Origin of the sequence: Janthinobacterium sp. CG3 (genome assembly GCF_000344615.1) — a bacterium.
Classification (GTDB): domain Bacteria; phylum Pseudomonadota; class Gammaproteobacteria; order Burkholderiales; family Burkholderiaceae_D; genus Janthinobacterium.
In genome coordinates this window covers 4,326,096-4,338,605 of record NZ_KB467824.1, presented here as the reverse complement: position 1 = coordinate 4,338,605, position 12,510 = coordinate 4,326,096, and the positions used below count along the sequence as shown (strand labels likewise).

Annotated in this window: 13 protein-coding genes and 1 tRNA gene; 6 read left to right on the top strand and 8 right to left on the bottom strand. The window is 68.7% G+C overall.

Annotated elements, in window-relative coordinates:
• Positions 1-72: 72 nt before the first annotated feature.
• Entirely contained in the window at positions 73-489 is a 417-nt protein-coding gene (locus tag JANGC3_RS0119240; RefSeq protein ID WP_017878121.1) for a CoA-binding protein, read from the top strand.
• A gap of 20 nt (positions 490-509) precedes the next feature.
• The gene (locus JANGC3_RS0119235; protein ID WP_017878120.1) at positions 510-1,352 is read left to right on the top strand and encodes a PPK2 family polyphosphate kinase; all 843 of its coding nucleotides are present in this window, start codon (positions 510-512) and stop codon (positions 1,350-1,352) included.
• 16 nt (positions 1,353-1,368) lie between these two features.
• Here JANGC3_RS0119235 and JANGC3_RS0119230 read toward each other — a convergent pair whose 3' ends face one another.
• On the bottom strand, positions 1,369-2,472 hold the full coding sequence (locus JANGC3_RS0119230) for an extracellular catalytic domain type 2 short-chain-length polyhydroxyalkanoate depolymerase (protein WP_017878119.1): 1,104 nt from the start codon (positions 2,470-2,472) through the stop codon (positions 1,369-1,371).
• 262 nt (positions 2,473-2,734) lie between these two features.
• Here JANGC3_RS0119230 and JANGC3_RS0119225 point away from each other — a divergent pair, with 262 nt between their 5' ends.
• Both JANGC3_RS0119225 and JANGC3_RS0119220 read left to right on the top strand, forming a co-directional pair.
• Positions 2,735-3,298 (top strand): glutathione peroxidase, encoded by a 564-nt coding sequence (locus tag JANGC3_RS0119225; RefSeq protein ID WP_017878118.1) that lies wholly within the window; start codon positions 2,735-2,737, stop codon positions 3,296-3,298.
• A 25-nt stretch (positions 3,299-3,323) separates the two neighbouring features.
• On the top strand, positions 3,324-4,517 hold the full coding sequence (locus JANGC3_RS0119220) for an esterase/lipase family protein (protein ID WP_017878117.1): 1,194 nt from the start codon (positions 3,324-3,326) through the stop codon (positions 4,515-4,517).
• Positions 4,518-4,609: 92 nt separating this feature from the next.
• Here JANGC3_RS0119220 and JANGC3_RS0119215 read toward each other — a convergent pair whose 3' ends face one another.
• Positions 4,610-5,026, bottom strand: coding sequence for a rhodanese-like domain-containing protein (locus JANGC3_RS0119215; RefSeq protein ID WP_017878116.1), 417 nt, complete (start codon positions 5,024-5,026; stop codon positions 4,610-4,612).
• 94 nt (positions 5,027-5,120) lie between these two features.
• Between JANGC3_RS0119215 and ftrA the strand changes: the two genes are divergently transcribed.
• Positions 5,121-6,089: a transcriptional regulator FtrA gene (ftrA, locus tag JANGC3_RS0119210; RefSeq protein ID WP_017878115.1), complete on the top strand. Its 969-nt coding sequence runs from the start codon at positions 5,121-5,123 to the stop codon at positions 6,087-6,089.
• Between the two features lie 157 nt (positions 6,090-6,246).
• On the opposite strand, the gene pabB is transcribed toward ftrA, so the two are convergent.
• The 4 genes from pabB to JANGC3_RS0119190 are packed head-to-tail and all read right to left on the bottom strand — an operon-like array spanning position 6,247 to position 10,342.
• Complete coding sequence (gene pabB / locus JANGC3_RS0119205; protein WP_017878114.1) at positions 6,247-8,124, bottom strand: aminodeoxychorismate synthase component I; 1,878 nt, start codon at positions 8,122-8,124, stop codon at positions 6,247-6,249.
• Positions 8,121-8,999, bottom strand: coding sequence for a DMT family transporter (locus tag JANGC3_RS0119200; RefSeq protein WP_017878113.1), 879 nt, complete (start codon positions 8,997-8,999; stop codon positions 8,121-8,123). The genes pabB and JANGC3_RS0119200 overlap by 4 nt, the downstream gene beginning before the upstream one ends.
• A gap of 1 nt (position 9,000) precedes the next feature.
• A complete protein-coding gene (slmA, locus tag JANGC3_RS0119195; RefSeq protein ID WP_026133194.1) occupies positions 9,001-9,576 on the bottom strand; it encodes a nucleoid occlusion factor SlmA in 576 nt (191 codons plus the stop codon).
• 37 nt (positions 9,577-9,613) lie between these two features.
• The gene (locus JANGC3_RS0119190; RefSeq protein ID WP_232429736.1) at positions 9,614-10,342 is read right to left on the bottom strand and encodes a pyrimidine 5'-nucleotidase; all 729 of its coding nucleotides are present in this window, start codon (positions 10,340-10,342) and stop codon (positions 9,614-9,616) included.
• A gap of 33 nt (positions 10,343-10,375) precedes the next feature.
• Between JANGC3_RS0119190 and JANGC3_RS0119185 the strand changes: the two genes are divergently transcribed.
• Positions 10,376-11,314 (top strand): TraB/GumN family protein, encoded by a 939-nt coding sequence (locus JANGC3_RS0119185; protein ID WP_026133193.1) that lies wholly within the window; start codon positions 10,376-10,378, stop codon positions 11,312-11,314.
• A 97-nt stretch (positions 11,315-11,411) separates the two neighbouring features.
• On the opposite strand, the gene JANGC3_RS0119180 is transcribed toward JANGC3_RS0119185, so the two are convergent.
• Both JANGC3_RS0119180 and argB read right to left on the bottom strand, forming a co-directional pair.
• Positions 11,412-11,486, bottom strand: a tRNA-Thr gene (locus JANGC3_RS0119180).
• A gap of 40 nt (positions 11,487-11,526) precedes the next feature.
• Positions 11,527-12,450, bottom strand: a complete 924-nt coding sequence (gene argB / locus JANGC3_RS0119175; RefSeq protein ID WP_051068331.1) for an acetylglutamate kinase — start codon at positions 12,448-12,450, stop codon at positions 11,527-11,529.
• Positions 12,451-12,510: the final 60 nt, after the last annotated feature.

Genomic DNA, 12,510 nt, shown 5'->3' with positions numbered 1-12,510 from the left:
AGCGTGGCGCCGCCGGGCCGGGGGAATCTGCTACGCTGTCGTTGCCTTTTCCACTCTTCCCCGGTCATTATCATGTCTGACATCGCCCGCATCCTCAAAGAGAGCCGCATCGTCGCCGTGGTCGGCTTGTCGCCGAAACCCCACCGCGCCAGTTTCCAGGTCGCCGATTATCTGCAGGTGCGCGGTTACCGCGTGCTGCCCGTCAATCCGTCCTGCGCCGGCCAGGAGATCCTCGGCGAGCGCTGCCACGCGACCCTGGCCGAGGCCGCCGCCGCCGTGGCGCCGGCGCGCATCGATATCGTCGATTGCTTCCGCAGGTCGGAGGAGATCGTGGCGCTGGCGCGCGAGGCCGTCGCCGTCGGCGCCGGTTGTCTGTGGACCCAGCTCGACATCGTCAACCAGGAGGCGGCCGGGCTGGCCCGCGCCGCCGGCCTGGACGTGGTGATGGACCGCTGCCCGAAAATCGAGCTGGCGATGCTGCCGCGCTGAGCCACACCGACAAGGACACTATGAAAGTATGCGATCAATTCCGCGCCCTCAAGAAGCCCAAGCTCGACGAGGCGCTGGCCGCCGCCAAGCTGTTGGGCGCGGCCTCGAAAGCGGGCAACGATAAGCTGAGCAAGGCGCAGTGCAAGGCGCTCGACCGCGAGGAGACGCTGGCGCTGACGGCGCAGATCGCCGAGTGCCAGCAGATGTTGTACGCGCAGCGCCAGCAGAAGGTGCTGTTGGTGTTGCAGGGCATGGACACGTCGGGCAAGGACGGCACCGTGCAGGCGATGTTCAGCAACATCAATCCGATGGGCCTGCGCGCGGTCGCCTTCAAGGGGCCGACCGACGTCGAGCTGGCGCACGATTATTTGTGGCGGGTGCACCAGCAGGTGCCGGTGCGCGGCGAGATCGCCATTTTCAACCGCAGCCATTACGAGGATGTGCTGATCACGCGCGTGCAGAAGTGGATCGACGACAAGGAGTGCCAGCGCCGCTACGGCCAGATCCGCGACTTCGAGCGCATGCTGGCCGAAACCGGCACCGTCGTCGTCAAGGTGTTGCTGCACATTTCGAAGGACGAGCAGCGCGAGCGCTTGCAGCAGCGGCTCGACGACCCGGACCGGCAGTGGAAGTTCGATCCGAACGACCTGGTCCAGCGCAAGCTGTGGGACGACTACCAGCGCGCCTACGAGCGGGCGATCGAGGAAACCGACGCCGACCACGCGCCCTGGTACGTGGTGCCGGCCAATTCGAAGACGCAGCGCAACCTGGTGGTCGCCTCGCTGCTGCTCGAAACCTTGCAGGGCATGAAGCTGTCGTTCCCGCCGCCGAACCCGGAGCTGGGCGCGCTCAAGGTGGTCTGAGCGGCCCCTGCAAACCCTAGCGGCGGCTCTGGAGCAGCGCGGCGCGCGGCTCGGCCAGGCGGTCGAGCATGGCCTTGACCGCCGCCATTTGCATGCCCGATTTCTGGAAGAAGTCCGGCAGGAAGGGGTTGACGCTGGTATAGCCCCAGAAGTCCCAGCAGCCGCGCGGATTGTATGGATACACCTGGCTGGCGTCGACCTGCGGGTAGAGCACGATCATGTTGTTGGCGTCGGCGATCTGGTTGTAACCGGTGCCCTTGTAGAAGCGCTCGCCGACGCTGGCGGCGCTCTGGCTGCAGCCGTGGAAGGCGACGTGCACGCGGCAGCTCTGGGTGTCGCAGGCCTTCGGCACGTAGGCGTAGGCGGTGTTGCTCATGCTCGAATACGGGCTGTGCAGGAAGCTGCGCTGGTTGAAGGTGACGAATTTGCCGCTTAGCGCGAGCGCCGCCGGGTTCAGGTCGGGGAAGATATGCCGCAGGATCTCGCCCGCCTGCATGAAGTCGCAGTCGTTGATGTAGGGCGACGCCGTGGCCGGGCAGGGCTGGTCGCCGCGGCTGTCGGTGACGATGGCGTGGCCGGCGTCGACCGTGTTGACGTAGCGCACTTGCGCGGGCGGCACGCCGGCCAGCTGGTAAAAAGCGCTGGTCTGGTCGACCACCGGCCGCGTCACCGTCGCGTCCCGGGTGCCGTTGAACAGGTAGACGCGCTGGCGCTTCAGGTTGGCGGTGTCGTCGATCAGCCCCTGGCGGGCGAAGTTCTGGGCGGCGCCCCACAGGATGGCGGCGACCGGCGGCGCCACGTTCGCCTCGGCCGGGTTCATGCAGGCGCTCATCGCATTGACCATGAAGGGAATGTAGGGGAAGAAGCCGGGCGAGCCGGAGCAATAGTAGGGGCCGCCGGCGACGATGCCGACGCCGCTGACGATGCCCGAATACGCCACCGCGAACTGGCCGGCCATGAACGCGCCGGACGACAGGCCCGACACCGTGGTTTGGTTCAAATCGGCGTGGAAGGCGGGCAGGGCGACCGGCTCGGTGCTGGCGGCCTTGGTGGCCTTGGCCCCCTTGGCCGCGTGGCCGTGCAGCGGCGCGTACGCGGCCGCCGCTGTCGCAACCAGCAAGTAAAACCTCCAAGCGCGCGCGCGTCGCATGTGCATGACCACTCCCGATAAAAGTTGATTGCGGATACCCGTAAGCCGGGGCAAAGCGACAGCATAACCACGATGCCGGCGCGCAGGTCGGTGCTTGCGCTTGACTTGATACTAATCAATTATTGCAATATTTACAATGAAATGGCGTGCTGGCTCGCCGCGCAGGCCGATTGGCGTACGTATTGCCGGCGTTTGGCTTAGAATGGTTTTTTCATTTTCGCGGCCGACCACTATGTCCAAGACTCTCGCCCAACTGCTCCTTGGTTCTTCGCTGGCCTTGCTGGTGGCGGCGCCGGCTCTGGCCGACCCCGCCGCTTGCCCGGCGCTGTTGAAGCAGACGTTTAACCGGCTGCAGGACGAGGCGCCGCAGGACCTGTGCCAGTACGCCGGCAAGGTGGTGCTGGTGGTGAACACGGCCAGCTATTGCGGCTACACCCAGCAGTACGAGGGCTTGGAGGCCTTGTACGCGAAGTACGGCAGCAAGGGCCTGGTGGTGCTGGGCTTTCCGTCGAACGACTTCGGCAAGCAGGAACCGGGCAGCGGCAAGGATATCGCCGATTTTTGCTACAACACCTATGGCGTGAAGTTTCCGATGTTTTCGAAGTCGGTGGTGTCGGGGCCGACCCCGAATCCGCTGTACGCGAACCTGATCAAGGCGACCGGCAAGGTGCCGGCCTGGAATTTCCACAAATATTTGATCGACCGCAACGGCAAGGTGCTCGAGAGTTTCCCGAGCAAGGTCGCGCCGGACGACAAGAAGCTGGTCGCCGCGCTGGAAAAAGCGCTGGCGCCGTAAGCCAAACCGACGGGGCGCGGCGGCGATGTCCAAAAAACAGTCCTACGCGGCCGATCTGCTCGGCCTGTCCCGGCTGACCGTCAGCGCCGTCGGCGGCGTGGCGGAGATGGCCGAGGCGCTGCATTTGACTGTGTTGCGTCAGGTCGGCACGCCGGCGGCCAAGCCGCTGGCGCGGGCCACCTCGCTGGTATACCGCGGCGTGCGCGGCGTGGCCGGCCTGGTCGGCGGCGGCATCGACGCGGTGCTGACGCGCCTGCAACCCTTGCTGGGCGAGCAGAGCGGCTGGGCCGGGCGCGACGCGCTGCTGTCGGCGCTGAACGGCGTGCTGGGCGACCATCTGGCCGCGAGCGGCAACGCGCTGGCGCTGCCGATGGCGTGGCGGCGCGACGGCGCCACGCTGGTGCCGCGGCGCGACGCTTTGCGGCAGGCGCTGCCCGGCGCCAGCGGGCGCGTTCTGGTGCTGGCGCATGGCTTGTGCATGAACGACGAGCAGTGGCGGCGCGCCGGCCACGACCACGGCGCGGCCTTGCAGCGCGAGCGCGGCTATACGGCGGTGTATCTGCGCTATAACAGCGGCAAGCATATTTCCAGCAACGGGCGGGAGTTCGCGGCCGCGTTGCGCGAACTGGTCGAGCAATGGCCGGTGCCGGTGCGCGAGCTGGTGATCGTCGGCCACAGCATGGGCGGGCTGGTGGCGCGCAGCGCCTGCCAGCACGGCGCCGAGGCCGGCGACGGCTGGCTCGGCCTGTTGAGCAAGATGGTGTTCCTCGGCTCGCCGCACCACGGCGCGCCGTTGGAACGGGGCGGCAACTGGTTCGACGTGATCACCGACTTGAGCCCGTACACGGCGCCGTTTTCGCGGCTGGCGAAGATGCGCAGCGCCGGTATCACCGATTTGCGCCACGGCAGCCTGCTCGACGCCGACTGGGACGGCAAGGACCGTTTCGCGCGCGGCGCGCACTTGCCGCACGGCGTGGCGCTGCCGGCGGCGGTACAGTGCTACACGGTCGCCGCGACCGTCGGCAAGGCCGAGGGCGACCTCGCCGACCGCCTTGCCGGCGACGGCCTGGTGCCGCTGGCCAGCGCGCTCGGCCAGCACGCCGACGCGGCGCGCCAGCTCGTCTTCGCGCCGGCGAACCAGCTGGTGGTGTACCGGACCAACCATTTGGAGCTGCTGAACTCGCCCGCCGTCTACCGGGCGCTGCTGGACTGGCTGTAGCAACGGCGGTGTCGACGCGTAACCCGGCGCCGGGCCGCTGCCGACGCCAGTCGGGTTACCCACGCCGTGTAACGGGTTCCGGCTAGCCCGACCTACGACATCGCAGGGCTGGCGGCAGCCGCCTTTTCCAGCGCAAAACCCTCGTCGAGCCAGCCGGTGATCCCGCCCGGCATGACCTTGACCGGCCGTCCCAGCCGCGCCAGGCGGATCGCCGCGCGCGCGGCGCCGTTGCAGTGCGGCCCGGCGCAATATGCCACGAATAGCGTGCCGGCCGGGTAGGCCGCCATCTTCGAGCCGATGATCTTGCCGTGTGCCAGGTCGAGCGCGCCGGGCACGTGGCCGGCCGCGTATTTCTCGCTGCCGCGCACGTCCAGCAGCACGAAATCCCGCTGGCCGGTGCTGAGCGCGTGGTGCACATCCCAGCAATCGGTTTCAAACGCCAGCGACGCTTCAAAGTGGGCCAGGGCCAGGGCGCTGGGGGCGGCTGCGACTTCGCTTACGGTGGACATGCGGGACTCCTGGTCGTTGTGTGAGCTTGTATTATCGGCGCGGCGGACCCGCGCCGGCAGTGGCGCGTAAGCCAAACTACGTTAAGATTGCGCCATGAAAAAACATCTCGTCGTCGCGCTGGCCTACGACCGGCTCTGCACCTTCGAGTTCGGCTGCACGGTCGAGCTGTTCGCGCTGGAGCGCCCCGAGCTGGGCGTCGAGTGGTACGACTTCGCCGTCTGCGCGGTCGAGCCGGGGCCGATCCGCGCGCTCGGCGGCGTCACGCTGCAGGCGCCGTACGCGCCCGAGCTGCTCGAACGCGCCGACACCATCGTCATCCCCGGCTGGCGCGACGCCGACGAGGCGCCGCCGGCGGCGCTGCTGGCGCTGGTCCGCGCCGCCTACGCGCGCGGCGCGCGCCTGTGCTCGATCTGCTCGGGCGTGTTCGTGCTGGCGGCGGCGGGCGTGCTGGACGGGCGCCGCGCCACCACGCACTGGCGTTACGCCGACAAGCTGGCGCGGCGCTTCCCGCGCATCGAGGTGCTGGCCGACGACCTGTACGTCGACGGCGGCCAGGTCATCACCTCGGCCGGCTCGGCGGCCGGCCTCGACATGCTGCTGCACCTGGTGCGGCGCGACTATGGCGCGCGCGTCGGCAACCTGGTGGCGCGGCGGCTGGTGGTGGCGCCGCACCGCGAGGGCGGCCAGGCGCAGTTCCTGCCGCGGCCGATGGCTTACGACCAGCAGGGCCGCCTGTCGAAGCTGATGGACTGGCTGCGCGCGCATCCGGCGCAGCCGCACACGGTCGCCAGCATGGCCGCGCGGGCGGCGATGAGCCCGCGCACCTTGCAGCGCCAGTTCGCCGACGCCACCGGGCTGGGGCCGGTGGAGTGGCTGATCCGCGAACGCGTCGCCGTCGTCAAGGACTTGCTGGAGACGGCCGACCTGCCGCTGGCGCTGGTGGCCGAGCGGGCCGGCTTCGCCTCCGAGGAATCGCTGCGGCACCACTTCCGGCGCCTGGCGGCGACGTCGCCCGGCGCCTACCGGCGCCAGTTCGCCGGCCAAGCCGAAGCGGGCCGCTAAGTTAGCTTGTCGTCGGTCGGATTAGCGCAGCGTAATCCAACCATGTTGGCCGACGCGAGACGCGCCGCTTCCGGCCAACCCGAGCTACGAAACCTGTCGCTACGCCGCTGGTTTTTGTTTGATTGGGCGGCGTTTTGAGCGCCACGGCAATGCACACTCAAGCGCGCTCGATGCTGGCTTTGAGCGGGCCGCGCAGGGCGTTGCAGACGACGATTTCCGGCGCCGCCAGCAGCTCGGCGCGGCTGATGACGCGTTCGCTGGCGCCCCACGCCGGGTCGGCCAGCAGCACGCCGCGCAGGATACCGGGCAGCACGCCGCTGGCCAGCGGCGGCGTGTGCCAGCGGCCGTCGAGTTTGACGAAGACGTTGCTGCGCCCGCCCTCGGTCAGTTCGCCGCGCTCGTTGAAAAACAGGGTGTCGAAGGCGCCTTGCGCTTCGGCCGCGCGCCAGGCGGCGTCGTAGCGCGCGCGCACGCTGGTTTTGTGGCGCAGGAAGAGATCGTCGGCGCGGGTGGCGTCTTCGGCCAGCAGCAGCCGCACCGGTTCGGCCAGCGCCGTCAGCGCGCCGCTTTGCAGGTTCAAGGCGCCGTTTTGCGTCAGCGCCAGGCGCAGGCGGAACGCCAGGCCCGGCGCCAGCGCGGCGCAGGCCGCGTCCAGCGTGGCGCGGGCGCGCGCCAGGTCGCACTCGAAACCGAAGTAGCGCGCCGACGCGGCCAGCCGCGCCAGGTGCAGCCCGACGTGGCGGCAGCCGCCGTCCCGGCTCGCGTGCATGCTCTCGAACAGTTCGAAGTCGTTGGTCAGGCCGGTTAAAAAGCCCGCCTTCAGCTGGCATTCGGCGTACTCGTCGGCGGCGTCGCTGTCGTAGACGATGCCGGCGCCGACGCCCATTTCGCCGGCGCGCACGCCGTCCGCCGGCGCCCGCAGCGCCAGCGTGCGGATCGGCACCGACAGGCAGAAGTCGCCGACCCCGGCGCCGGCCGGCGGCGGTTCGAACCAGCCGATCGCGCCGGTGTAGAGGCCGCGCGCGGCCGGTTCCAGCTCGTCGATGATTTCCATGGTACGCCGCTTGGGCGCGCCGGTGATCGAGCCGCACGGGTACAGCGCCCGGAAGATCTCGGCCAGGCCGGCGCCGGCGCGCAGCGTCGCGCGCACGGTCGAGGTCATTTGCAGCACGCTGCTGTAGCGCTGCACCTCGAACAGCGCCGGCACCTGCACCGTGCCGGTGGCGGCGATGCGGCCGATGTCGTTGCGCAGCAGGTCGACGATCATCAGGTTTTCGGCGCGGTTCTTCGGGTCGGCCGCCAACGCGGCGGCGCGGCGCGCGTTCTCGGCGGCCTGCCCGGGCGCGGCGGCCGGGGCGGTGCCCTTCATCGGCCGCGCCGTCAGCCGGCCGTCCTGGTGGCGTACGAACAGTTCCGGCGACAGCGACAGCACGGCGCCGCCGTCGGGCAGCGCCACCAGCGCGCCGTACGGCACCGGCTGGCGCGCGCGCAGGCGCGTGTACAGCGCCAGCGGCGAGCCGAAGGCGTCGAAGCGCAGCCGGTAGGTGTAGTTGACCTGGTAGGTGTCGCCGGCCTCGATGTAGTCGTGGATGCGCGCCAGCGCCGCGCCGAACTCGCGCTGGTCGACGTTGGCGCGGATGGCGGCGATGCCGGCCGGCGCAATGGCGGCGCCGATCGCGGCCGCGGCCGCGTCCTCGGCGGCGGCGCGCGCGGCTAGCCAGGCGGCCACGCCGGCCTGCGACAGCCGCTGGCAGGTCTCGAACAGCAGCACCCGCGCCAGCGGGGCGGCGTCGGCGTCGGCGCGCGCCGGCATGCCCATCAGATGCGCCCCCAATTCGTAGGCGCACAGCACCACCGCGTGGCGGCCCTGGCGCAGCGCCTGCTGCATCTGTTCCAGCAGCGTCGTCCAGCCGGCGCCGTCGGCGCAGCTCAGCGTGGCCAGGTGGCCGGTGTAGAGACGCGACGCGGCGCCGCCGGGGGCGGCGCTGGCGTCGTCGAGCAGGGCGTAGCAGCGGGCGTCGATGGCGGGATTCATGCCGAGCCGCGCTTGGACAGGTAGATGCCGAGCAGGAGCACGGCGCCGCCGGCCATCTGCACCGGGCCGATGGCTTCGTTGAAGATGACCCAGGCGGCCAGCGCGGCCGTCAGCGGCTGGATCAGCAGGCTGATCGACGAGAGCGACGACGGCAGGTGCGCGAAGGCGTAGGTGATGACGGTCTGGCCGCCGATCTGGCAGACCAGGGCCAGCCCCAGCAGCGGCAGCCAGGCGGCTGCCGACGCAGGCCAGAAGTCGCCCGGCATCAGCAGCGCGAACGGCAGCAGGAACACGGCGGTGATGCTGGTGCTCCAGGCCATCAGGCGCGCCGTCGAATAGCTGGCGCGGCCGTCCTTCACCGCCAGCTGGTAGGCGGCGTAGAAGCCGGCCACCAGCAGGCCCAGGCCGTCGCCCAGCAGGCGCGTGCCGCCCAGGCCGACGCTGGGGCCGACCAGCAGCACCGCGCCGGCCAGCGCCAGCGCCATGCCGAGCAGGAAGCCGCGCGAAAAGCGCGTCTTGTAGCGGTACCACAGCCAGGCGGCGATGCACAGCGGCGCCATGTTCGGCAGCAGCGTGGCGTTGGCGACGCTGGTGAAGTGCAGCGAGACGTGCCAGACGCCCATGTCGGCGGCGAAGAAGAAGCCGGCCAGCAGCAGCACCGTGCTGTAGTCGGTGCGCAGGCCGGCGGCGCGGTCGCCGCGCGCGCTGGCCCAGGCCCAGACCCACAGCATCGGCGCGGCCAGCGCCATGCGCCAGAACGCCGAGGCGACCGGGTTGACGTCGGACAGGCGCATCATGATGCCGGCGAAGCCGATCGCGGCGCCGCCCAGCAGCAGGGCGCAGAACGCCAGAACGGGGAAGGGCTTGAGCGGCATATCAGTTCAGCAGCATGGCGATCTGCAGCGCGGCGTCCTGCGTCGGGTGGAGTTTGAAGCCGCTCTTGGCGTAGCGGTGCCAGCGCCCGATGACGAAGCCGACCAGCATGCCGGCGCGCGCGCCGACCTCGGTTTCGTGCGCCTGGCCCTCGGCCGCGGCCAGCCGCAGCGCCTGTTTCAGCGCCAGCTCGACGCGGTCGTAGAACTGGTTCATGCGCTGCTGCAGGCGCTCGTCCTCGTTGACCAGGGCGTCGCCGATCAGCACCCGCGTCATGCCCGGATTGCTGCCGGCGAAGTTGAGCAGCATGCCGACGATGTCGCGCGTTTGCGCCAGGCCGTCGGCCTGCTTGTCGGCGATCTGGTTGATCAGGCCGAATACGCTCGACTCGATGAATTCGATCAAACCCTCGAACATCTGCGCCTTGCTGGCGAAGTGTCGGTACAGCGCCGCCTCGGATACGCCCAGGCGGGCCGCCAGCGCGGCGGTGGTGATTTTTTCGCCCTTCGGTTGTTCCAGCATTGCGGCCAGAGCCTGGAGAATTTGCAGCCTGCGTTGGCCCGGCGGTGTGCTTGCCATGTGATGGTTGATCTCGTCTTAATAAAAAGGAAAGCCTTCAGCGCAGACGCTGCATGCGGGCGGGTAAATGTCTGACGGATTTTACTTTGACATCGACATAAGCGGGGCGATTTAACATCTTCGGCAGGCTGGCCATGCCGATCGGATCGGCCACGCGCAGGTACTGGGTGATCCAGACCGTGCGCATGCCCAGCGTTTTGGCGGTGCGCAAATTGGCCAGCGTATCCTCGACCAGGACGCAGCGGCGCGCCGTCAGGCCCTGCTTGCGCAGCAGGCTGCGCAGCATCAGCTTGGACGGCTTCGGGCGTAGCTGGCGGTGCACGTGCATCGATTCGATGGCGATGTGGTGCGAGAAGTGGCGCTGCAGGCCGAGGTGGCGCAGCACGTCGCGCGAATAGCGCCGCGGCGCGTTGGTGAGCAGGATTTTCCGCCCGGGCAGGCGCCGCAGCAGCTGCGCCAGGCCGCGTTCGGCGCGGATCATCGCCGTCAGGTCGTCCATCGCGTGGGTCTGGTGCAGGAAGTCGGCGGCGGCCACGTTGTGGTGCTTGACCATGCCGAGCAGGGTGGCGCCGTAGCGCCGCCAGTAATCGGCGCGGGCGGCGTTGACCACGGCGTCGCTGGCCGGCGTGACGCCGTCGCCCAGCACCCTGCCGATGTAGAGGTTCATGTTCGCCGTAATCGCCGGGAAGATCGCGTGCGAGGCGTCGTGCAGGGTGTTGTCGAGGTCGAACAGCCACACGGGGGCATTGCGGTTAAGATTTGGCACGGGAGTCTTTAGCAAAACGATCAGGAAAAAAATATGCGACGCCAGATTATAGTGATGTTCTGTACTTTGTTCTTGCTGGCGCCGGCGGCGCTGGCCGGGGCGCCGGCGCGGAAGGGCGCCCAGGCCAAGGCCACGGTGGTGGCGCCGAACCGCGGCGCGCTGTTCAAGGTCGAGGGCGGCGGCCACACGCTGTACCTGTTCGGCACCATCCACGTCGGCGCCGCCGACTTTTATCCGCTCGAAGCGCGCGTGACGGCGGCGCTGGCGCGCGCCAGCGTGCTGGCGCTGGAGGTCGACCCCGACGCCGACCCGGCCGCCGCCGCGCAGGCGCTGCGCCGCTACGGCATGTACGGCGCCGGCGGCGGCAGCGCGGCGGCCGACATCGCGCCGGCGTTCCGGCCGCGGCTGGCGGGGCTGCTGCGCCGCTACGGCATCGCGCCGGAGGCGGCCGCGCCGATGAAGCCGTGGTTGTTGGCCACCGTGCTGGCGATGAGCGAGTTCGCCGCGCACGGCTACCAGGCCGGCCTGGCGGTCGACTCGCACCTGGCGCAACAGGCGCGGGCGCGCAAGATACCGGTGCTGGAACTGGAGTCGACGGCCGGCCAGATGGCGCTGTTCGACGGCTTGACGGCGCCCGAGCAGGCGCGCTTCCTGGAGGAGGGCATCGCCGCCATCGAGGACCAGGAGCAGGCCAGGCAGGCCCGGGCGATCGCCCAGGCCTGGCGCGGCGCCGACGCCGCCGCGCTGGAGGCGCTGGCGCGCGAGGCGGCGGCCGACGACAGCTTCTCCGGCACATTCGTGCGGAAGGTGCTGCTGGAGCAGCGCAACCCGGTGCTGGCCGACGGCATCGCCGGCTTGCTGGCGCGCGAACGCGACAGCCTGGCGGCGATCGGCGTGCTGCACCTGGTCGGCCGGAACAGCGTGCCGGCGCTGCTGCAAGGTCGCGGCCTGCGGGTCGAGCGGATTTATTGACGCGCGCGCGGAATCAGTGCGTGGATGTAAGGTGTGCGGATTTACAACAGTGGCAGGAACGGAAAACGGTATGGGGGCGCTGCGGGGATACTGCGGATGGTGCCCTTGACGTGGATCGAACACGTGGCCTCTCCCTTACCAAGGGAGTGCTCTACCACTGAGCTACAAGGGCGTTGCTGCCGCGGCGCCTGGTGAAGTGCGCCGCGTTTGCTTTAGTGCGAACGGATCATAGTGCCAAAAGCCTGTTCGGTCAACACTTCCAGCAATAATGAGTGTTCAATACGCCCATCAATGATGTGAACCGTGTTCACGCCGGACTTCGCGGCGTCCAGCGCCGATGAAATTTTAGGCAGCATGCCGCCGGAAATGGTCCCGTCGGCGAACATCTCGTCGATCTCGCGGGCCGACAGGTCGGTCACCAGATTGCCCTGCTTGTCCTGCACGCCGGCGATATTGGTCATCATGATCAGCTTTTCGGCCTTGAGGATTTCCGCGATCTTGCCGGCGACGACGTCGGCGTTGATGTTGTAGGCCTGGCCGTCCTGGCCGAAGCCGATCGGCGAGATGATCGGAATGAAGGCGTCGTCCTGCAGCGCCTTGACCACGGCCGGATTGATCGCCTCGATTTCGCCGACGAAGCCGATGTCGAGGAATTCGCCCGGCTTCTCGCGGTCCGGCATGCGCATCTTGCGGGCGCGGATCAAGCCGCCGTCCTTGCCGGTCAGTCCGACCGCCTGGCCGCCGTAGTGGTTGATCAGCATGACGATGTCCTGCTGCACCTCGCCGCCCAGCACCCACTCCACCACTTCCATGGTTTCCTCGTCGGTGATGCGGTGGCCCTGCACGAAGCTGCCTTGCTTGCCGATTTTCTTCAGCGCGTTGTCGATCTGCGGCCCGCCGCCGTGCACCACCACCGGATTCATGCCCACCAGCTTGAGCAGGATGACGTCGCGCGCGAAGCCGTGCTTGAGGCGCTCGTCGGTCATGGCGTTGCCGCCGTATTTGATGACGATGGTTTTGCCGTGGAAATTGCGGATATACGGCAGGGCCTCGGCCAGAATCTGCGCCTTGATCTGTGGCGCTACCGCCGTCAAGTCGTCAGTCGTGTCCAGGTTCAAGTTAGCAAATTGAGTCATGGCGGGTCCGGGAAAAATATTTTGGCGAATTTTACAGGGAAGATGCAAATCTTAGGAGGC

What these genes read in the sequence shown, in the direction of transcription:
- JANGC3_RS0119240 (WP_017878121.1), top strand. Translation starts at nt 73, where the DNA reads ATGTCTGACATCGCCCGCATCCTCAAAGAGAGCCGCATCGTCGCCGTG.
- JANGC3_RS0119235 (WP_017878120.1), top strand. Translation starts at nt 510, where the DNA reads ATGAAAGTATGCGATCAATTCCGCGCCCTCAAGAAGCCCAAGCTCGAC.
- JANGC3_RS0119225 (WP_017878118.1), top strand. Translation starts at nt 2,735, where the DNA reads ATGTCCAAGACTCTCGCCCAACTGCTCCTTGGTTCTTCGCTGGCCTTG.
- JANGC3_RS0119220 (WP_017878117.1), top strand. Translation starts at nt 3,324, where the DNA reads ATGTCCAAAAAACAGTCCTACGCGGCCGATCTGCTCGGCCTGTCCCGG.
- JANGC3_RS0119215 (WP_017878116.1), bottom strand. Translation starts at nt 5,026, where the DNA reads ATGTCCACCGTAAGCGAAGTCGCAGCCGCCCCCAGCGCCCTGGCCCTG.
- ftrA (WP_017878115.1), top strand. Translation starts at nt 5,121, where the DNA reads ATGAAAAAACATCTCGTCGTCGCGCTGGCCTACGACCGGCTCTGCACC.
- pabB (WP_017878114.1), bottom strand. Translation starts at nt 8,124, where the DNA reads ATGAATCCCGCCATCGACGCCCGCTGCTACGCCCTGCTCGACGACGCC.
- JANGC3_RS0119200 (WP_017878113.1), bottom strand. Translation starts at nt 8,999, where the DNA reads ATGCCGCTCAAGCCCTTCCCCGTTCTGGCGTTCTGCGCCCTGCTGCTG.
- slmA (WP_026133194.1), bottom strand. Translation starts at nt 9,576, where the DNA reads ATGGCAAGCACACCGCCGGGCCAACGCAGGCTGCAAATTCTCCAGGCT.
- JANGC3_RS0119185 (WP_026133193.1), top strand. Translation starts at nt 10,376, where the DNA reads ATGCGACGCCAGATTATAGTGATGTTCTGTACTTTGTTCTTGCTGGCG.
- argB (WP_051068331.1), bottom strand. Translation starts at nt 12,450, where the DNA reads ATGACTCAATTTGCTAACTTGAACCTGGACACGACTGACGACTTGACG.